At 72.2% G+C, this 17,924-nt stretch carries 21 protein-coding genes; 14 read left to right on the top strand and 7 right to left on the bottom strand.

What is annotated here, in order from left to right; all coding sequences use genetic code 11:
• Window positions 1-2: 2 nt before the first annotated feature.
• Window positions 3-827, bottom strand: coding sequence for a tetratricopeptide repeat protein (locus ACFZAM_RS24480; RefSeq protein WP_391049299.1), 825 nt, complete (start codon window positions 825-827; stop codon window positions 3-5).
• Window positions 824-1,585, bottom strand: a complete 762-nt coding sequence (locus ACFZAM_RS24485; RefSeq protein ID WP_391049301.1) for a GNAT family N-acetyltransferase — start codon at window positions 1,583-1,585, stop codon at window positions 824-826. The genes ACFZAM_RS24480 and ACFZAM_RS24485 overlap by 4 nt, the downstream gene beginning before the upstream one ends.
• A 372-nt stretch (window positions 1,586-1,957) precedes the next feature.
• On the opposite strand from ACFZAM_RS24485, the gene fdxA reads away from it, so the two are divergent.
• Both fdxA and dapC read left to right on the top strand, forming a co-directional pair.
• Entirely contained in the window at window positions 1,958-2,284 is a 327-nt protein-coding gene (fdxA, locus tag ACFZAM_RS24490; RefSeq protein ID WP_355348214.1) for a ferredoxin, read from the top strand.
• An 84-nt stretch (window positions 2,285-2,368) separates the two neighbouring features.
• Window positions 2,369-3,514: a succinyldiaminopimelate transaminase gene (gene dapC / locus ACFZAM_RS24495; RefSeq protein WP_391049303.1), complete on the top strand. Its 1,146-nt coding sequence runs from the start codon at window positions 2,369-2,371 to the stop codon at window positions 3,512-3,514.
• 185 nt (window positions 3,515-3,699) lie between these two features.
• On the opposite strand, the gene ACFZAM_RS24500 is transcribed toward dapC, so the two are convergent.
• Together ACFZAM_RS24500 and ACFZAM_RS24505 are read right to left on the bottom strand one after the other, a co-directional pair.
• On the bottom strand, window positions 3,700-4,173 hold the full coding sequence (locus ACFZAM_RS24500; protein WP_355348208.1) for an ATP-binding protein: 474 nt from the start codon (window positions 4,171-4,173) through the stop codon (window positions 3,700-3,702).
• Between the two features lie 285 nt (window positions 4,174-4,458).
• Complete coding sequence (locus ACFZAM_RS24505) at window positions 4,459-5,403, bottom strand: heavy metal transporter (protein WP_391049305.1); 945 nt, start codon at window positions 5,401-5,403, stop codon at window positions 4,459-4,461.
• A gap of 137 nt (window positions 5,404-5,540) precedes the next feature.
• On the opposite strand from ACFZAM_RS24505, the gene dapE reads away from it, so the two are divergent.
• The 3 genes from dapE (at window position 5,541) to ACFZAM_RS24520 (ending at window position 8,687) form a co-directional block, all read left to right on the top strand.
• Complete coding sequence (dapE, locus tag ACFZAM_RS24510; RefSeq protein WP_391049307.1) at window positions 5,541-6,608, top strand: succinyl-diaminopimelate desuccinylase; 1,068 nt, start codon at window positions 5,541-5,543, stop codon at window positions 6,606-6,608.
• Between the two features lie 155 nt (window positions 6,609-6,763).
• The gene (locus ACFZAM_RS24515; RefSeq protein WP_355348199.1) at window positions 6,764-7,849 is read left to right on the top strand and encodes an alpha/beta fold hydrolase; all 1,086 of its coding nucleotides are present in this window, start codon (window positions 6,764-6,766) and stop codon (window positions 7,847-7,849) included.
• Between the two features lie 16 nt (window positions 7,850-7,865).
• Window positions 7,866-8,687, top strand: coding sequence for a TIGR00730 family Rossman fold protein (locus ACFZAM_RS24520; protein WP_355348196.1), 822 nt, complete (start codon window positions 7,866-7,868; stop codon window positions 8,685-8,687).
• A 59-nt stretch (window positions 8,688-8,746) separates the two neighbouring features.
• Here ACFZAM_RS24520 and folP read toward each other — a convergent pair whose 3' ends face one another.
• Entirely contained in the window at window positions 8,747-9,559 is an 813-nt protein-coding gene (gene folP, locus ACFZAM_RS24525) for a dihydropteroate synthase (protein ID WP_355348347.1), read from the bottom strand.
• A 128-nt stretch (window positions 9,560-9,687) separates the two neighbouring features.
• Here folP and ACFZAM_RS24530 point away from each other — a divergent pair, with 128 nt between their 5' ends.
• On the top strand, window positions 9,688-10,050 hold the full coding sequence (locus ACFZAM_RS24530; protein WP_391049309.1) for a DivIVA domain-containing protein: 363 nt from the start codon (window positions 9,688-9,690) through the stop codon (window positions 10,048-10,050).
• The gene (locus ACFZAM_RS24535; RefSeq protein WP_391049310.1) at window positions 10,043-10,624 is read left to right on the top strand and encodes a DNA-3-methyladenine glycosylase I; all 582 of its coding nucleotides are present in this window, start codon (window positions 10,043-10,045) and stop codon (window positions 10,622-10,624) included. The genes ACFZAM_RS24530 and ACFZAM_RS24535 overlap by 8 nt, the downstream gene beginning before the upstream one ends.
• Before the next feature lie 97 nt (window positions 10,625-10,721).
• On the opposite strand, the gene ACFZAM_RS24540 is transcribed toward ACFZAM_RS24535, so the two are convergent.
• Window positions 10,722-11,504, bottom strand: coding sequence for an enoyl-CoA hydratase-related protein (locus tag ACFZAM_RS24540; protein WP_391049312.1), 783 nt, complete (start codon window positions 11,502-11,504; stop codon window positions 10,722-10,724).
• Between the two features lie 268 nt (window positions 11,505-11,772).
• Here ACFZAM_RS24540 and ACFZAM_RS24545 point away from each other — a divergent pair, with 268 nt between their 5' ends.
• Window positions 11,773-11,940 carry a DUF3117 domain-containing protein gene (locus ACFZAM_RS24545; protein ID WP_069464762.1) on the top strand — a complete coding sequence of 56 codons (168 nt, stop codon included), beginning with the start codon at window positions 11,773-11,775 and terminating at the stop codon, window positions 11,938-11,940.
• Between the two features lie 86 nt (window positions 11,941-12,026).
• Here ACFZAM_RS24545 and ACFZAM_RS24550 read toward each other — a convergent pair whose 3' ends face one another.
• On the bottom strand, window positions 12,027-12,662 hold the full coding sequence (locus ACFZAM_RS24550; RefSeq protein WP_355348344.1) for an O-methyltransferase: 636 nt from the start codon (window positions 12,660-12,662) through the stop codon (window positions 12,027-12,029).
• A gap of 212 nt (window positions 12,663-12,874) precedes the next feature.
• Here ACFZAM_RS24550 and sigE point away from each other — a divergent pair, with 212 nt between their 5' ends.
• The 6 genes from sigE to ACFZAM_RS24580 all read left to right on the top strand — a co-directional run bounded on the left by sigE (window position 12,875) and on the right by ACFZAM_RS24580 (window position 17,829).
• Window positions 12,875-13,642, top strand: a complete 768-nt coding sequence (sigE, locus tag ACFZAM_RS24555) for an RNA polymerase sigma factor SigE (RefSeq protein WP_355348341.1) — start codon at window positions 12,875-12,877, stop codon at window positions 13,640-13,642.
• Entirely contained in the window at window positions 13,639-14,580 is a 942-nt protein-coding gene (locus ACFZAM_RS24560) for a zf-HC2 domain-containing protein (RefSeq protein ID WP_391049314.1), read from the top strand. Before sigE ends, ACFZAM_RS24560 begins: the two co-directional genes overlap by 4 nt.
• A 173-nt stretch (window positions 14,581-14,753) precedes the next feature.
• A complete protein-coding gene (locus ACFZAM_RS24565; RefSeq protein ID WP_355348180.1) occupies window positions 14,754-15,251 on the top strand; it encodes a sec-independent translocase in 498 nt (165 codons plus the stop codon).
• A gap of 147 nt (window positions 15,252-15,398) precedes the next feature.
• Complete coding sequence (locus tag ACFZAM_RS24570) at window positions 15,399-16,013, top strand: hypothetical protein (RefSeq protein WP_355348177.1); 615 nt, start codon at window positions 15,399-15,401, stop codon at window positions 16,011-16,013.
• Between the two features lie 215 nt (window positions 16,014-16,228).
• Window positions 16,229-17,620 (top strand): hypothetical protein, encoded by a 1,392-nt coding sequence (locus ACFZAM_RS24575; RefSeq protein ID WP_391049315.1) that lies wholly within the window; start codon window positions 16,229-16,231, stop codon window positions 17,618-17,620.
• Window positions 17,621-17,655: 35 nt separating this feature from the next.
• Window positions 17,656-17,829 (top strand): hypothetical protein, encoded by a 174-nt coding sequence (locus tag ACFZAM_RS24580; RefSeq protein WP_391049317.1) that lies wholly within the window; start codon window positions 17,656-17,658, stop codon window positions 17,827-17,829.
• The last annotated feature ends 95 nt before the right edge of the window (window positions 17,830-17,924 follow it).

The raw sequence follows: 17,924 nt of genomic DNA on the forward strand, positions 1-17,924 counted from the left end.
GCTCAGTTCAGCAGTGCCCGCGCCGCGCGGGCCTTGCGGCGGATCTTCTCCGCGGTCTCCGGGTCGAAACCGCCGATCAGTTCGGCGTACTCGTCGAGGGCCGCGGCGCCGCCGGTGAAGTCGCCGAGGCGGACGAGGAGTTGGGCGCGCTCGTAGCGCAGGCGGGCCGGGTGGCGGGGGAGGAGCAAGGCGAGGTCGATCGTCCACAGCTCGACGGCGGCCTGTTCGAGGCGGGCGGACGCCCAGGCGCGGATGTTGTTCAGGACGCGGTGCACGGTGTCCAGCGGATCGGCGGGCGTGAGCATGCCGGGAGCCAGCGGGGCGCCGGTCGCGCCCGCGACCAGGAGTTCCGCGTCGGGCCCCGACAGCACCCGGCCGCCCTCGAAGGGGTCGACCAGGACGTACGCGCCCGCCGGATCGCCGAAGCCGACGACATAGTGGCCGGGCAGCGCGACCCCGTACACCGGCGCGCCGGCCCGGCGGGCGACCTCCGTCCAGACCACCGACAGCAGGATCGGCAGCCCGCGCCGCCGCCGCAGCACCTGCTGGAGCAGCGACGACGAGAGCTTCTGGTAGTCGCCGGGCTCGCCGTGGAAGCCCAGCCGGGCCCCGAGCAGCCGGTGCAGGGCGTTCGCCCACTCCAGCGGCGTCGTCAGGCCGTACGGGAGCATCCCGGCGAGCCGGTCCAGCTCGATCTGGGCCGCGTCGATCGCGACGCCGTCCAGCGCCGGGTCGGCCTCCGCGCCGATCAGCAGGCACAGCTCGGCCAGGTCGGGGCGCTCCTCGCGCGCCGCCGCCGCGAACCGTTCCCGTACGTCCGCGCTCATACCGAGGGGCGCCGGTAGTGGTAGCCGTGGTGGTCGGTGAAGCCGAGCCCGTCGTAGAGCGCGCGGGCCGCCTCGTTGTCGGCCTCCACCTGGAGGTACGCGCTCCTCGCGCCCTCGTCGGCGGCGCGCCGGGCGAGCGCGCCCATGACGGCGGTCGCCAGGCCCCTGCGGCGGTGCGAAGGCGCCACCTCGACCGCGCCGAACAGCACCCACGGCCCGTCGACCACGGCCCGCCCGATGGCGCCGGGGGCGGTCGCGAACCACACCGAGGGCCCGCCGGAGACCACCTTCAGCGCCGCGTCGGCGAGCGAGCCGGTGCGGTGGTAGGCGGCCAGCCACGCCGCGTCGGGCGTCCGGGACAGCGTGACGGCGTCCGCGCCCGGCAGCCGGGTGAGCGGCGCCAGCGGCGCGACCCTGACCAGCGTGTCCGCCTCCCGTACCCACCCGCGGCGCTCCAACTCGGCCGCGTAGGGCGAGGTGTCGGGCACCTGGAGATACGGTGTCGTGCCCCGCGCCCCGTACCAGCCGACGACGTGGTCGAGCGCGGCGTCCAGCGGGCGGTCGGGATCGCCGTCCACCAGGACGGAGTTGGCGCGGCGGGTGAAGCCCTCCCGCCGCCCGCCGCCCTTGTCCTGCTCCGCTTCTCGCTCGCCCGCGACGGCCGAGCGCAGTGTCCACCGGCCCAGCGGCTCGGTCTCGGTGGCGGGCCAGGCGCGCGAGGCGAACGCCTCAAGCTCCTCGGGGGACGCGGACGTCACACGCGACATTCTCCGTGCCGACGGGGTGGGCGGCACCACCTTCCCCGCGACGAGGAGCGATTCGGCGATGCGTACCGTTTCCCCGGACCTCCGCGTGACGCACACCACTCCCGCATCCCACGATACGAGAACACCGACCGTATCGGTGAACGTAGGATGCCCGTCGGTGATCTCCAGAACCTGCCGTACCGATACGCGTTTTCCCACGTCAGACGGGGTAATCCGGATCACGAGCCGCGCTCCGGAAGAGAAATCCCCTGCCATGCGTGCCCCTCCTGTTCGGATCGTGCTCAGGAACGGAGATACTAGGTGCGGGCATCGACGACGCCGCGCTCCCGCGCGAGATGAGCCCTATCGAGGAGGAACGACAGCGTGACCTACGTCATCGCGCAGCCTTGTGTCGACCTGAAGGACAAGGCGTGCATCGAAGAGTGCCCGGTCGACTGTATCTACGAGGGCTCCAGGTCCTTGTACATCCACCCGGACGAATGCGTCGACTGCGGCGCCTGTGAGCCGGTCTGCCCCGTCGAGGCGATCTTCTACGAGGACGACACCCCGGAGGAGTGGAAGGACTACTACAAGGCGAACGTGGAGTTCTTCGACGAACTGGGGTCGCCCGGCGGCGCGTCCAAGCTCGGTCTCATCGAGCGCGACCACCCCTTCATCGCAGCGCTGCCCCCGCAGAGCCAGGACCACTGATCCCGGTCGGGCAGTCTCCGCCCGGCCCCGTACGGCGCACCGAGCCACGCTCGGCGCTGTGCGGGGCCGCGGCGTACGTCCGTCATGGACATTTCGATCACGGACCATCGATCGACAAGCGAGAGTGAGCACGTGAGCATCTCCGCCCGCCTCCCGGTCTTCCCGTGGGACCGCCTGGAGCCCTACAAGGCGACGGCCGTCGCGCACCCGGACGGTGTGGTCGACCTGTCGGTGGGGACCCCGGTGGACCCGGTGCCCGAGGTGATCCGGCGCGCGCTCGCCGCCGCCGCCGACAGCCCCGGCTATCCGCTGACGTACGGCACGCGCGCGCTGCGCGAGGCCGCCGCCGGATATCTCAGCCGCTGGCACGGCGTGAGCGGCGCCGACCCGGCGAACATCCTGCCGCTGCTCGGCTCCAAGGAACTGGTCGGCTGGCTGCCGACGCTGCTGGGCATCGAGGCGGGCGACCGGGTCGCGTACCCGCGGCTCGCCTACCCGACGTACGAGATCGGCGCGCTGGTGGCCCGCGCGGAACCGGTCACGTACGACGACCCGGTGACCGAACTCGACCCGGACGGCCTGAAGCTGCTCTGGCTCAACAGCCCGTCCAACCCCACGGGCCGGGTGCTGTCCGCCGCCGAGCTGCGCCGGATCGTGGCGTGGGCGCGCGAGCACGGGGTGCTCGTGGTGTCCGACGAGTGCTACATCGAGCTGGGCTGGGAGGGTGCGGAGCCGGTCTCCGTCCTGCACCCGGACGTGTGCGGGGACAGCCACGAGGGGCTGATCGCCGTCCACTCGCTGTCCAAGCGGTCCAACTTCGCGGGCTACCGCGGCGCCTTCCTCGCCGGTGACGCGTCCGTCGTCGCCGGTCTGCTGGAGGTCCGCAAGCACGTCGGCATGATCGTGCCCGCGCCCGTACAGGCCGCGATGGTCGCCGCGCTCGACGACCGCGAGCACGCGGTGGAGCAGAAGGAGCGGTACGCGCGCCGCCGCGCCGCCCTGCGGACCGCCTTCGAGGGCGCGGGTTTCCGGATCGAGCACAGCGAGGCCAGCTTGTACCTGTGGGCGACCCGCGCGGAGAACTGCTGGGACACCGTCGGCGACCTGGCCAAGCGCGGCATCCTGGTGGCGCCCGGCGAGTTCTACGGGCCGACGGGCGAGCGGTTCGTCCGGATCGCCTTCACGGCGGTCGACGAGCGGGTGGCGGCGGCCGTCGAGCGGCTGCGCTGAACCGCTCCCGCTGAATCCCTCCCGCTGAACCGCTTCCGCCGGGCTGACCCGCCGGGCTGACCCGCTGGGCTGACCCGACCAGGCCGGCCTGAGGCCGCCTCGCTGGTCTGAGAGCCCTGCCCGGCAGACGCGCGCGGGGGCCGGGAGCGGTCGCTCCCGGCCCCCGCGCGCGTGCGGTTCGGCGATCAGCCCAGGGGGAGGCCCTTGAGCGGCAGCATGTCGGTGGTGGGCAGCGCGCCGGCCGGCAGTTGGCCGGTGTTGGGAAGCGCGGAGACCGGCAGCGTCTCGGTGTGCGGGGCGACGCCACCGGCGGACTCGGCGGTCTGGCCGACGATCCGGCCCGCGGAGTCGGCGGCGTCGCCCGCGGCCTTCTGCGCGGCCGGGGCGGCGGTCCTGCTCGCGGTGCCCACGATGCGGCCGGTGGCCGGGAGCGTGGTCTTCATCGCCTGGGTACCGGCCTGCCCGGCCACCCCGGTGGCCTGCTGGGAAGCGCTGTCCAGCGTGTTGCCGACATTGGCGCCGTCCAGATTGCTCAGCCCGCCCAGGTCCGTCGGCGGCAGCGCGGCGGCCTGCGCGGCGCCCGCTCCGATCAGCGGCGCGGCGGCGGCGCCGATCAGCAGGGCGGCCTGGGCGAAGCGGCGGGTCAGGGGGAGGGACATGGTGCTCCTTTTACGGAGTTGGCTCCGTGAGGGGACGTATTGCGTCCGCCGGGCGGACGTCGTGACTACCGCTCAAGGAGCCCGAAGGTTGCGGTCGTTCGAGGTAAAGAGTTGGCAATGTGTCGCATTATAGGAATCCGACAGATCGGATATAGCGGACAGCTCATATGACTTTGATGAAACGTCACATCCCTGCTGCGGCAAGGGAATTGCCATCCGGTCGAGCGGTTTTCCCGCAGCCCGCGTTTGACCGCGGGAGCGGGCACTTCCGAGTGAATGCGCGCACTATTGCGCGACGGTGATCCGTACGTATCCGTCCGGCTTGACGGCCGCGGAACCCTGCGCGCCGCCCGCTTTCTGCTTCTGCCAGCCCTTGCCGGACTGCGCCGCGGCCCACTTCTGGCCGCCGAAGGTCACCTGCTCGACCTTCAGGTCCTGCGCGTGCGCCACCGCCCACTGCGCCAGCTCCCAGCCGCGCCGGGTGCCGTCGCCCTCCGCCGCGCCGCCCGCGGGCCTGGCGGGCACCGCGACCGTACGCGGCTCGTCGGCCGCCACCGGCTTCACCTGGCTGCCGAACTCCCGCGTCAGCCTGGCCGTGACCTGCGACGTACTGCCCAGCTTGCCGCCCGCGCTGAAGGGCGTGTCCGAGCCCGTCGTACAGCTCAACGCGCCCGCCTTGCGCCCGTACAGCGCCGCCGACAGCAGCGTCGCGTCCGCCTCGTGCTTCGCGTACGCCTGGGGGAAGCCGCTCTTCTGCACGCGCTGCGCCGCCACGGTCAGCGGCAGCCGCGAATAGCCCTCGATCTTCACCAGGCCGTCGAAGAAGGCGTTCGTCGAGTACACCGGGTCCTGGACCTGCTGCGCGGTGCCCCAGCCCTGCGAGGGGCGCTGCTGGAACAGGCCGAGCGAATCCCGGTCGCCGTGATCGAGATTGTCCAGCCGTGACTCCTGCAACGCCGTGGCCAGGGCTATGGTGAGCGCCCTTTCCGGCAGCCCGCGCGAGGTGGCCACGGCGGCGATCGTCGTCGCGTTCGCCGCCTGCGACGGGCTCATGTCCAGCGTGTCGCCGTCCGCCGTCACTGTGCAGTCCGCGCTTTCCGGCGCTTTGTTCTCCTCCGCGGCGCGGTAGAGGCCATAGGTGGCGAGCCCCAGCAACACCACGGCCGCTGTGGCGATCCTGCGGCCCCGGCGCTTGCGCTTGGGGGGCTTCTGAGGGGGGGAGCTGGGCACGCGCCGAGCGTACCGAAGGCGGCGGGTCCCGAATGACCTACGACGGCGCCGCCTTCGGCTTTCTCCTCCTTGCGCGTGAACGGGGCAGGCGGCCGGGGCCTTCGGGGCATCCGGGCCCGAGGCCCTACGCTCGGCGTATGCGCAGCGAACTCGACCTCAGCCAGGATGCCGCTCGGCTCACCGCCCAACTCGTGGACGTGCCGTCCGTGAGCCAGCAGGAGAAGGCGCTGGCGGATCTGGTGGAGGAGGCACTGCGGGGGCTGCCGCACCTGACGGTTGACCGGGACGGCGACGCGGTGGTGGCGCGGACCCGGCTCGGGCGCGCCGAGCGGGTGGTGCTCGCGGGCCACATCGACACCGTGCCGATCGCGGACAACCTGCCGTCGCGGCTGGACGAGAACGGCCTGCTGTGGGGCTGCGGCACCTCGGACATGAAGGCGGGCGTGGCGGTGCAGCTGCGGCTGGCGGCGGCCCTGACCGCGCCGAACCGCGACCTGACCTACGTCTTCTACGACGCCGAGGAGATCGCGGCCGAGTTCAACGGACTCAAGCGGCTGGTCGAGCGGCACCCCGAGTGGCTGGCCGGGGACTTCGCGGTGCTGATGGAGCCGACCGACGGCAAGGTCGAGGGCGGCTGCCAGGGCACCCTGCGGATCCGGGTCGAGACCACCGGCCGCCGGGCGCACTCGGCGCGGAGCTGGCTCGGGGACAACGCCATCCACAAGGCCGCGCCGATCCTGGACCGGCTCGCCGCGTACGAGCCCCGCCGGGTCGTCATCGACGGCCTGGAGTACCGCGAGGGACTGAACGCGGTGCGGGTCGAGGGCGGCCACGCGGGCAACGTGATCCCCGACTCCTGCGCGGTGACCGTCAACTTCCGCTTCGCGCCCGACCGGAGCGAGGCCGAGGCGCTCGCGCACGCCGAGGAGGTCTTCGACGGCTTCACCGTGGTGCTCACCGACAGCGCGCCGGGCGCCCTGCCCGGCCTCGCGCACCCGGCCGCCGCCGCCTTCGTCCGCGCCATCGGCACCGAACCCGCCCCCAAGGACGCCTGGACCGACGTGGCCCGCTTCTCCGCGCTCGGCGTGCCCGCGGTGAACTACGGCCCCGGCGACCCCAAGCTCGCCCACGCCCGCGAGGAGCACGTCGCGGTCGCCGCCGTGCTGGAGGCCGAGGAGCGGCTGCGCGGCTGGCTCACCGACTGACCGGGCCCGATCCCGCGGCCCCGGCGACCGCCCCGCCTCACTCGTCCGACTGATCCGGCGAAAGGCGGAGCAACCGAACAGGGGTGCCCATCGGTCTTCCCTCGCGGCATGGTGTGATCGGAGCCGTAGGGATCGGTTGGGGGAAGAGGCGTGTCGTGGGACTGACCAGCAGAGGATTCGCCGTACTGCTCCTCGTCGTCGCGGTGGCCGCGGTGGCGGGCGCGGTGCTGCTCTGGCCGCGGGTACGGGGCCCGCGGCCGGTACGGGTCGTCGCCCGCGTCGGGATGATCGTGCTCTGTCAGGTCACCGCGATCTTCGTGGTGATGGTCACGGTCAACAACGACTACGGCTTCTACGCGTCCTGGGACGACCTGCTCGGCAACGCCAACAGCGGCGGCAAGTCCGTCGCGGGCCCCACCGCCACGCCCACCCCCACCAAGCCCGACTACCGGGTCAAATTCGCCTCGTACTCCCAAGGCTTCGAGAAGGCCACCGTGCGCGGCTGGAAGTCCGGGACGAAGGGCGACGTCATCGTCTGGACGCCGCCGCAGTACAAGAAGAAGGAGTTCGCGCACACCCGCTTCCCCGTCATAGAGGTCCTGCACGGCATCCCCGGCACCCCGCACAGCTTCCTGCGCGGCATGCGGCTCGGCCAGATCATGCAGGGCGAGATCACCGCCGGCCGCGCCGAGCCCGCGATACTCGTGCTGCCCACCATCACCCCGGACCGGGCCAACACCGGCTGCGCCGACGTGCCGGGCAAGAGCAAGGTCGGCACCTGGCTCACCGACGACGTGGCGCAGACGATCGCGCACAATTTCCGTACGCTCCCGGCGCCGCGCGGCTGGGCCGTGATGGGCATATCGACCGGCGGCTACTGCGCGGTGCGGATGGCGCTCGAGCACCCCGACCGGTTCGTGGCCGCCGCCGCGATGGCCCCGGACAATCCGGCCGAGTCCGCCCGCGGTGTCCGCTCGCCGCTGTGGCTGGCCCAGAACACCCGCCCCGACGTGCACATCCTCATCGAGTCCAGCAAGCAGGACCCGGAGAGCCCGCCGAAATTCGGCGACTGGATCACCGCCGCCGTCCGGCCGCCCACCTCGGTCAGCACGCTGCGGATCGACCGCGGCGGGCACAACTGGAAGACCTGGGGCGGAATGTTCCCCGCGGCCTTCACCTGGGTCAGCGCCCGCCTCGAAGCGCCCCGGGCGGTCCCATTGGCGCCGTCCGCCGCACCATGATGCGTACGCTTCCCGTATGACTGACTCACACACGGGAGCGGCCGGGCAGAGTCCGGACGCGCAGGAGGCGGCTGCCGCGGCCAACGAGGCGGCGGAGACCGTGCTGACCGGCAAGGGCTGGCCGGAACGGCACACGGGCCCTGTCGTACGGCGGCGCGGCCAGGTGCAGGCGGGGACCACCGATCAGCGGTTGCTGGACAGTCGAGGAGAGTCGGACTGGGTGCACGGCGACCCGTGGCGTGTGATGCGGATCCAGTCGGAATTCGTCGAGGGCTTCGGCGCCCTGGCCGAACTCGGCCCCGCCGTCAGCGTCTTCGGCTCCGCCCGCACCCCGGTGGACTCGCGTGAGTACGCGGCGGGCGTACGGATCGGCCGCGCCCTGACCGAGGCCGGTTTCGCCGTCATCACCGGCGGCGGCCCCGGCGCGATGGAGGCCGCCAACAAGGGCGCGCTCGAAGCGGGCGGCATCTCGGTCGGCCTCGGCATCGAGCTGCCCTTCGAGCAGGGCCTCAACTCCTATGTCGACATCGGCGTGAACTTCCGCTACTTCTTTGTCCGAAAGACGATGTTTGTGAAGTACGCGCGGGGATTCGTCGTGCTCCCCGGCGGCTTCGGCACCCTCGACGAACTCTTCGAGGCGCTCACCCTCGTCCAGACCAAGAAGGTCACCCGTTTTCCGATCGTGCTCTTCGGCACCGAGTACTGGGGCGGCCTGGTCTCCTGGATCCGCTCCACGCTCGTCGCGGGCGGCAAGGCGTCCGCGGCCGACCTGGAGCTGTTCCACGTCACGGACGACGTGGACGAGGCCGTGGCGCGGGTGACGAAGGAGAGCGCCTAGGGCCTCGCAGGGCCCCTGGCCCCCGCCTCGCAGACCCCTGGCCCCCGCCCAGCGGGCCCCTAGGCCAGGCCCCTGCGGGCCACGGCGGGCGGGCGGTGGCCCGCGATCGAGGCCACCATCTCCAGCACCTGACGGGTCTCGGCGACCTCGTGGACGCGGTACACCCGCGCCCCGAGCCACGCCGACACCGCCGTGGTGGCCAGCGTGCCGATCAGCCGCTCCTTGACCGGCCGGTCGAGCGTCTCCCCGACGAAGTCCTTGTTCGACAGGGAGACCAGCACCGGCCACCCCGTCGCCGTCATCTCCGGCAGCCGCCGGGTCGCCTCCAGCGAGTGCCGGGTGTTCTTGCCGAAGTCGTGACCCGGGTCGATCAGAATCCCGTCACGCGGCACGCCCAGCGCCGCCGCCCGCTCGGCCAGCCCCACCGTCACCCGCAGGATGTCGGCCATCACGTCCTCGTACCCCACCCGGTGCGGCCGGGTCCGCGGCTGGGCGCCGCCCGCGTGCGTGCACACCAGCCCCACGCCGTACCGCGCCGCGACCTCCGCCAGCCGCGGGTCCACCCCGCCCCACGCGTCGTTCAGCAGGTCGGCGCCCGCCTCGCACACCGCCTCGCCGACCTCGTGCCGCCAGGTGTCCACGCTGATCACCACATCCGGGTGGCGGCGGCGCACCTCCGCCACGAAGGCGACCGTGCGGCGGATCTCCTCCGCCGCCGAGACCTCCTCGCCGGGGCCCGCCTTCACCCCGCCGATGTCGATGATCGCCGCGCCCTCCGCGACGGCGCCCGCGACCCGCTCCAGCGCGGGTTCGTCGGTGAAGGTGGCGCCCTGGTCGTAGAACGAGTCCGGCGTACGGTTCACGATCGCCATGATCACCGGCTCCCGCTCGCCGAATTCGCGGGTCCCCAACCGAAGTGCCACTGCCGCTCCTCATCTCAGACTCATGCGATCGTGGCACGATCGTGCCTGACACGTAGGCCGGACCCCGGGAGATCGAGTTGTTCTGGTTCATGCTCATCGCGCTGGTCGCGGTGGTCGCCGCCGTCGCGATGGCCGTACTCGGTGACGGCGGCACCCTGCGGGACTCCGAACCCGACCGGATCGACGACCGGCTGCCCGCCGACCGCCCGCTCATCAGGTCCGACATCGACGCCGTCCGGCTGCCGATCGCCGTACGCGGCTACCGCATGCTGGACGTCGACGAGGTGCTGGACCGGCTCGGGGCGGAACTCGCCGAGCGGGACGCCAGGATCGCCGACCTGGAGGCCGTGCTGGCCGGGGCGCGGGCCGGCGCGGTCGGCGCCCCCGTGACGCCGTCCCTGGACAAGGACGAGACGCCGCGGGACGACACCGGTGAGTGACGCGATCGTCGGGCCCGACGGACTCGCGCGCTGCCCCTGGGGGCTGTCCGCGCCGGATTACGTGGCCTACCACGACACCGAGTGGGGGCGGCCCGTGCACGGGGACGACGCCCTGTTCGAGCGGACCTGCCTGGAGGCGTTCCAGTCCGGGCTGTCCTGGATCACGATCCTCCGTCGCCGCGAGGGGTTCAGGGCCGCCTTCGACGGCTTCAAGATCGACGCGGTCGCGGGCTTCACGGCGCAGGACGAGGCGCGGCTGCTGCTCGATCCCGGGATCATCCGCAACCGGGCGAAGATCGCCGCCTCCGTCGCCAACGCGCGGGCCGCGCAGGCCCTGCGCGACAGCTACGACGGCGGGCTCGACGCCCTCATCTGGTCCTTCGCGCCCGACCCCGCGACCCGCCCGGCGCCGCGCCGCCTCGCCGACGTGCCCGCCACCACCCCCGAGTCGGTGGCTCTCGCCAAGGCGCTCAAATCCCACGGCTTCCGCTTCGTCGGCCCCACCACCGCCTACGCCCTGATGCAGGCCTGCGGCCTGGTCAACGACCACCTCGCCGACTGCTCCGCCCGCTAGGGCCGGTCCGGACGGGCCGGGGGCCGCGCCGGACCCGCGTCCCCTTCAGCCCGTCCGGCGATCGAGGACCGGCCGGAGCGGCGACGGGCGTCCCGCGTCAGCGGCCCACGTAGCGCGGGGGCTGCTTGGCCACGAAGGCGTTGACCGCGATGCGGTGGTCCTCGGCGGCTCCGGCCAGGGTCTGGAGCTCGTCCTCCTTGGCGAGGGTGGAGAGCAGGGAGTGGGCGGCCCCGTGGGCGAGGGACGCCTTGATGGCGGCGTAGGCGACGGTCGGCCCCTCGGCCAGCCGCCGGGCCACGGCGACGGCCTCGGCGGGAAGATCCGCGGCGGGCACGACCCGGTTGGCGATCCCGAGGTCGTACGCCTCCGCGGCCCCCACCGAGCGCGGGAAGAGCAGGAGATCCGAGGCCCGGCTGTGCCCGACCAGCCGCGGCAGCGTCCACGACACACCCGAGTCCGCGCTGAGCGCCACCCCGGCGAAGGACGTGTTGAAGGCGGCGGTGTCCGCCACGATCCGGTAGTCCGCGGCGAAGGCGAACCCGGCCCCGGCGCCCGCGGCGACCCCGTTCACCCCCGCCACCACCGGCTTGGGCATCGTCGCGATCGCGGTGACGATCGGGTTGTAGTGCTCGGCCACCGTCGTGAGCCCGCCGCCCGCCGCCAGCGTCGCCAGATGCTCCTTGAGGTCCTGTCCGACGCAGAAGGCCCGCCCGGTCGCGGTGAGCAGCACCGCCCGCACCGCGGTGTCGTCGGCCGTTTCCCGCAAGGCGTCCCGCAGGGTGTTCTTCGTGTCCGTGTCGAGCGCGTTCATCGCCTCGGGACGGTTGAAGGTGACGGTCGCGAGCCCGTCGCTCACCTCGTACAGAACGCTGTCGGCCATGGCTGAACCCCTTCGTCGCGGCATCGGTCCTGGCCAGAATGCCGGACTTCACGGCACCCCGACATGTGACGTACGTCAAACGTCCGACCGAACCGATACCCTTCGGGAACCCGGTCGATCACTGTCCACTCGCCGAATTGGCCGGTTTTGGGGAGGGCCCATGCTGAACGTAGTGCGACCGATGTTGGTCATCGGGTCGATAGATGCGGGATAATGGCCGAGAACCAATGTGTTCGAGTCCGAGCTGGTTTCAGGAAGGGGAACGAGCATGGCGGCCATGAAGCCGCGGACGGGTGACGGCCCGCTCGAGGTGACCAAGGAGGGGCGGAGCATCATCATGCGCGTTCCGCTTGAGGGCGGCGGGCGGCTTGTTGTCGAGCTGACCCCGGACGAGGCGGATGCCCTCGGCGACGCGTTGAAGAAGGCCATCGCCTGAGACCAGCGGTCCCATAAATCGTCGCGGCCCCGTACACGGAATGTCGTGTACGGGGCCGCCGTCGTTTTCCTACGCGCGCCGCCGCGTCACTTCCGGCGCACCGCGCACAGCAGACCGTCGTCGGTCGGCAGCAGGACGGGGGAGAGCCGGGGGCTGTCCCGGACCGCGCGCATCAGCTCGCGCAGCCGCACCGACTCGGCGTCCTGGTGGGCGGCGTCCAGCGCGCGCCCGCGGGCGAAGGCGCCCTCGAAGCAGACCAGGCCGCCGATCCGCAGCAGCCGCAGCGCCTCGTCGAGGTAGTCCAGGTACTCCAGCCGGTCGGCGTCGCAGAAGACCAGGTCGTAGCCGCCGTCGGTGAGCCGGGGGAGCACGTCCAGGGCCAGGCCGGGGATGACGCGGGAGCGGTTGGCGGCGAAACCGGCCTCGCGGTACGCCTCGCGCGCGAGCTGAAGGCGGTCCGGCTCGGTGTCGACGGTGGTCAGGATGCCGTCGGGGCGCATGCCGCGCAGCAGGTGGATGCCGGAGACCCCGGTGCCGGTGCCGATCTCGACGACGGACTTCGCGTCCCCCGTGGCGGCCAGCAGCCGCAGGGCCGCACCGGTGCCGGGCGAGACGGGCCGCAGACCGGCCGCGTGGGACCGGGCGCGGGCGCGTATGAGGGCGTCGTCCTCGGCGACGAACGCGTCGGCGAACGCCCAGCTCGCCTGCCGGTTGCCGGTAATGTCCCTCTCCCTGTCCCCGGGTCGATCCCTGTCGTAGGTGCAGCCCGCCCGGCGACTGTATCCGCTGGGGGCGGGAACCCGCTGATGGGACTGTGCGTTATCCGTAAGGACGGCTACCGGCGGGAGAAGGCCCCGGCTCTCCCCGCCGAGTGGAAGTCCTGGGAAGTCAATGGCAACAGCGCACTTATCCGGAGCTAACGGGCGAGGTGGATATGGTAGGGGCTCTACTGGACACCACCAGAGCCGACAGGGGAGGTGCGGCTGCGGCCGGTGACAAGGGAGGAACGCTCAGGCGTATTCTCCGGTCCGCCGGACAGCCGAAATCCGTGACCAACACTGCTGATGACCGTTCACGCGAAAACACTCCCGCGACCGCGACGTTCGCCACCGACGGGGACGCTCAGGCGTGGACGCCTCCCTCTTGGGAGGAGATCGTCAGTACCCACAGTGCCCGCGTGTACCGGCTGGCGTACCGCCTGACCGGCAACCAGCACGATGCGGAGGACCTCACCCAAGAGGTCTTCGTGCGGGTCTTCCGTTCCCTGTCCACCTACACGCCCGGCACGTTCGAGGGCTGGCTGCACCGCATCACGACCAATCTCTTCCTGGACATGGTGCGCCGCCGCCAGCGGATCCGCTTCGACGCCCTCGGGGACGACGCGGCCGAGCGGCTGCCCAGCCGCGAGCCGTCCCCCGCGCAGCACTTCAACGACACGCACTTCGACGCGGACGTCCAGCAGGCGCTGGACACCCTCGCCCCGGAGTTCCGCGCCGCCGTGGTGCTCTGCGACATCGAGGGACTGTCGTACGAGGAGATCGCCGCGACGCTGGGTGTGAAGCTGGGCACGGTGCGGAGCAGGATTCACCGTGGCCGCTCCCACCTGCGCAAGGCTCTGGAACACCGGGCGCCCGGCGCCCGGCCGGCTCCCGCGCTCGCTGCCGCCACACAGAAACCTGGCCAGGAGGGCGGGAGAACGTGAGCAGTAGCGGTTCAGGCGAACAACGTGCAGCGCCTGCCGAGCAGCACCTTGGCGACCGGCTCGCCGCATTTGTCGACGGCGAGCTCGGCGACGACACCCGGGACCGGGTGCTCGCCCATCTGGTGACCTGTCCGCAGTGCAAAGCCGCTGCCAGCGAGCAGCGGCGTCTCAAGAGCGTCGTGGCGGCCTCCGAGCAGCCGATGCTCTCCGCCGGGCTGCTGGCCCGGCTCCAGGGCCTTCCCGGCCTACCACCGACCGGCGACGGGACCGAGGACGCCGACCGTACGCGTGACTGGCGCGACCGGGACGACGAGGGCCACGGCCCCGGCGCCGCCGGCGGGCGGGACCAGGAGCGGCGCGGCCCCCTCGACGGCGGTCTGCTCGGCTCCGGCGTGTTCGGCGGCGGCGGTTCACGGCGCCGCGAGGAGTTCTCGTACCTCACACCGGGCCGCGACCTCGTGCCCGGCGGCTCCGGCGGTCGCGGTTTCCGCATCCATGAGCTGACCCGCGCCGCCGCGGCCGACGGGCGCCCCGAGGACCGGGAGCAGCCGGAGGCCCCCGCGCACAGCGGCTCCGGCACCGCGGCCTCCCGCGGCAGGCGGTTCGCCTTCGCCGCCGCGGGCGCCTTCTCGATGGCGGCCATCGCCCTGGGCAGCGCCCTGCCCATGGAAGCCGCGGTCGACGGCGGCGCCCGCCCCGACGACGGCCCCGCGGTCAGCCCGCTGAGCGCCAACTCCGTGCCGGACACCCGCGGGGTCACCCCGCGCGGCGTGCTCGACGCCGGGGACCGGCGCATGCTCCGCGCGCCCGCCGCGGTCACCTCGGTGACACCCGTTTCGGTGACCCGGCCGCTGATGGCGCCCGGCGCCCTGCCGCTTGTGACGCCCGCCGCTTCCCCCGCGTCGCCCGGCCCCCAGGCCCCCGCGATACGGCGCTGACCGGCCACCGGCCGGTCTCCGGCCGGTCACCGGAGCGGGCTCGGGGGCTGACCCTTTACCCCCTGGCGACGTACTGTTAGCCGGAGCCACTCCCGCACCGCCCGCGTGGACAGGTACCGTAAAGTCCGCCGGACCCTGCCTTCCCGGCTGTGGACGTCCCAAGGAGCTGCAAGGTGTTCTTCGACATAGGCCCGCTGGAGCTGGTCGCGATCGTGGTCCTTGCCGTCCTCGTCTTCGGCCCCGACAAGCTGCCGAAGGTCATCCAGGACACCATGAACTTCATCCGGAAGGTCAGGGAGTTCTCGGACAGCGCCAAGGAAGACATCCGGCGGGAGCTGGGTCCGGAGTTCAAGGACTTCGAGTTCGAGGACCTCAATCCGAAGACGTTCATCAAGAAGAATCTGATGAGCGACAGCGACATGGACGAGCTGGGCCTCAAGGACATCCGCAACGGCTTCGACTTCCGCAAGGAGATGGCCGAGGTCACCGACGCGGTCAACGGCGTGGAGCCCGCCTCCGCCGCCAACGGCTCGTCCGGCGCGGCCGGTTCGTCCTCCGGCGTGCCGGGACCGACCTCCGGCGGCGGCTCCTCGGCCACCCCCGACAGGCTCCGCAAGAAGGACGGCCTGGAGCCCGGCGAGGCTCCGCCGTTCGATTCCGACGCGACCTGAGTCAACCAGATCACGCCTTTTCACCCCTCCAGGTGGCTATTGTCCGTGTGTTCGCCGTCACCGTGAGCCGGTTCGGCTCCCGAACCCACCCAGGGTCGGGCAAGATGGCGAGTCGCCCAGATGGGCACGGAGGAGGCGTAACACCGCATGGAGACGAAGACCGGCAGTGCTCGTGGGACGGTCGACGGCTACTTGATGGCCGACTTCCCTTGGTACGGGCTGGACGAGGCGTTCACCGGACGGCGCTGGCTGGGCACGGTCGGCGTGAGCGGGGACGGCACGGTCGAGCACGGCTCAATAGGGCATGGTGACGAGCCTTCGCTGAAGGCGGCTCCGGCGGACGCGGAAGGGCTGCGGTTCACCGCGGTCGTCACCCTCGCCAACCGACCCGGACGGCGCAGCTCCGACGGCACCGGCGTACTGGAGGCGACCTCGGTCTCCTCCGCGGCCTGGCTCGCCGGGTCCGGGCTGCTGTCCTGCACCTGGCCCACCACCATGGACCGGGCCCTGCGCCAGGACTGGCTCGACCAGCAGACCGCCACCGCGTGGGAACTCGCCGACGACCTGGCGGGCAGCGGCTGGTCGACGCTGACCCTTCCGGTCGACGGCGACCCGACGCCGTTCCACTACCGCGAGTCCGAGTACGGCTGGGTCATGGCGGGCTCGGCCCGCGGTGTCCACCTCGGCGCGTACGGCCGCGGCATGAGCGCGTACGGCCTCGGACTGGCCGTGGTCAAGGACGTGACCCTGTACGAGGTCTGAGGCGCCCTCAGGGCGCTTCCAGGCACCTTTGCGGCGCTCCGCGGACGGGGGGGGGGGGGGGGGGGGGCCGCCCCCCCCCCCCCCCCCCCCCCCCCCCCCGGGGGTCCCTAAGGAAATCCCCAGAACACTGCGCCTAAAAGTCGCGAACATCCTGATTTGCCCCCGGCGAACTGTTCGCCGAACACTCCCCGCGAACACTACGGAAGGTAACTGCCATGGCTGCGCCGCACGTGGCCGGCCCGCCCGGCCAGTCCACTCCCCGAGCCCCCGTCACCCAGCAGGACGCCGAAGCCGCCCGCGTCTCGATCGACCACCTCAAGCGCGTCGGCGCCCTGGTCACCAAGGCCCTGCTCGCCCTTGGCGGCGGCGCACTGGTCTTCACCTGCGTCAACGTCACCCGCTTCGCCACCAGCCACGACATCCCGGCGTACATCGCGTGGATGCTGGACCCCCTGGCCAGCGTCGCCCTGATCACCGTCCTGTACGTCGACGGCGTCCTGGTGGAGCACGGCGGCACCTACAAGCCGTCCGGCTGGCCGTTCATGCTGCGCTGGGCTGCGGGTTTGTCCACCTGGATCATGAACTGCTGGACGTCGCTGTACCCCGACGGCCGCTTCCACCCGATCCCCCAGCATCCCGACGCCGGCGGCATCCTGCTCCACTCCGTCGCACCGGCCCTGCTCATCCTGCTGAGCGAGGCCGCCGCCGGCTACCGCCGCTACGTCTCCGCCCGCCGCGTCGAACTGGCCGACATCATCGACTGGTTCGCGGCCGCGGAAGCCGAGAAGAAGGACAGCGAGGTCCGCCGCGCCCGCGAACTGCGCGACCGCGAGGACGCCGAAAAGCGAGCCGCAGCAGAACGCGAGGCGGCCCGCATCGCAGAAAACGAGGCGGCAGAACGCGAGGCGCAGCGCGAACGCGAGCGGCTCGCCGCAGAAATCGAGGCAGAACGCGAGAGGGTCGCCCTGGCCGCGCAGACGGCAGAAATCGAGGCCGGGCGCGAGCGGCGCGCGGCAGAGATCGAGGCGGCCCGGCGCCGCACCGACGCCGAGATCGCACAGGCCGAACGGGACCGTGAGGCGGCCCGGCAGGCGGAGCTGATCAGGGCGGAAGCCGAAGCCCAGGCCCTGCGGGAGAAGGCAGCAGCCGAGGCCCGCGCCCTGGAGGAAGCAGAGCGGGCCCGGCAGCAGCGCGCCCTGGAGCGGGCCGCGAACCGCACCCGGACCATCTCGGAAACCGCCTCGCAAAGTGGCGGTCGCCGCACCTCGATTTCTGGCGGTGCCGCCTCGGAAAGTGCCTCGCAAAGTGGGGCCGCGCTCATCGCGGTTCGCGAGACGGCCACCTCGGAAAGTGGCCGGGTGCCTCGCGATGTGCGCGAGCAACAGCGCGACGAAGCCGAGCGGTACGTCGCGAAGTGCCTCCTGGACAGCGTCACCCCCGACCTCGAGGGACTCGCGAAGTTCTACGGCAAGGCCGACACCTGGTGCGGCGACCGGCAGCGTGCCGCCCGCCGGCGCCTGTCGGAAGAGCCCGGCTTCGAGGCAGCCGTCCGCGCCGCCAACGCCCTGGACGGGTTCACCAACGACGACGCGGCCGGCGCCGCATGAGCGGCCGGCCGCGCGAGACGGAAGAAGACGACGACATGGGTTTCGAGACCGACGACACCGCGCCCACGTTCACGTTCGGGTTCGTCCCCGGCGACCGGCCGCCGCTGCTCCTGGCGGACACCAGCCCCGGCCACCCGACGACGATCCTGCGCCGCGACCCGGAGCACCCGGCGATGCTCGCCACCCGCTTCCGGTCCCTGACCGACTGAGCACGCAGCCCACCGAGCAGCTGTTCCGGCGGCTCCACTGGCCCCCCGAGATGAATGAAGCACCTCGGGAGGCCGGTGAAGAGGCCGGAGCCTCA

Source organism: Streptomyces sp. NPDC008079 (assembly GCF_042957385.1).
Taxonomy (GTDB): Bacteria; Actinomycetota; Actinomycetes; order Streptomycetales; family Streptomycetaceae; genus Actinacidiphila.

Bases quoted from the DNA above. Each gene is read 5' to 3' on its own strand.
- ACFZAM_RS24480 (WP_391049299.1), bottom strand. From the start codon at position 827: ATGAGCGCGGACGTACGGGAACGGTTCGCGGCGGCGGCGCGCGAGGAG.
- dapC (WP_391049303.1), top strand. From the start codon at position 2,369: ATGGACATTTCGATCACGGACCATCGATCGACAAGCGAGAGTGAGCAC.
- ACFZAM_RS24500 (WP_355348208.1), bottom strand. From the start codon at position 4,173: ATGTCCCTCCCCCTGACCCGCCGCTTCGCCCAGGCCGCCCTGCTGATC.
- ACFZAM_RS24575 (WP_391049315.1), top strand. From the start codon at position 16,229: ATGGCTGCGCCGCACGTGGCCGGCCCGCCCGGCCAGTCCACTCCCCGA.
- ACFZAM_RS24520 (WP_355348196.1), top strand. From the start codon at position 7,866: ATGACTGACTCACACACGGGAGCGGCCGGGCAGAGTCCGGACGCGCAG.
- sigE (WP_355348341.1), top strand. From the start codon at position 12,875: ATGGTAGGGGCTCTACTGGACACCACCAGAGCCGACAGGGGAGGTGCG.
- ACFZAM_RS24570 (WP_355348177.1), top strand. From the start codon at position 15,399: ATGGAGACGAAGACCGGCAGTGCTCGTGGGACGGTCGACGGCTACTTG.
- ACFZAM_RS24580 (WP_391049317.1), top strand. From the start codon at position 17,656: ATGGGTTTCGAGACCGACGACACCGCGCCCACGTTCACGTTCGGGTTC.
- ACFZAM_RS24540 (WP_391049312.1), bottom strand. From the start codon at position 11,504: ATGGCCGACAGCGTTCTGTACGAGGTGAGCGACGGGCTCGCGACCGTC.
- dapE (WP_391049307.1), top strand. From the start codon at position 5,541: ATGCGCAGCGAACTCGACCTCAGCCAGGATGCCGCTCGGCTCACCGCC.
- folP (WP_355348347.1), bottom strand. From the start codon at position 9,559: ATGGCGATCGTGAACCGTACGCCGGACTCGTTCTACGACCAGGGCGCC.
- ACFZAM_RS24545 (WP_069464762.1), top strand. From the start codon at position 11,773: ATGGCGGCCATGAAGCCGCGGACGGGTGACGGCCCGCTCGAGGTGACC.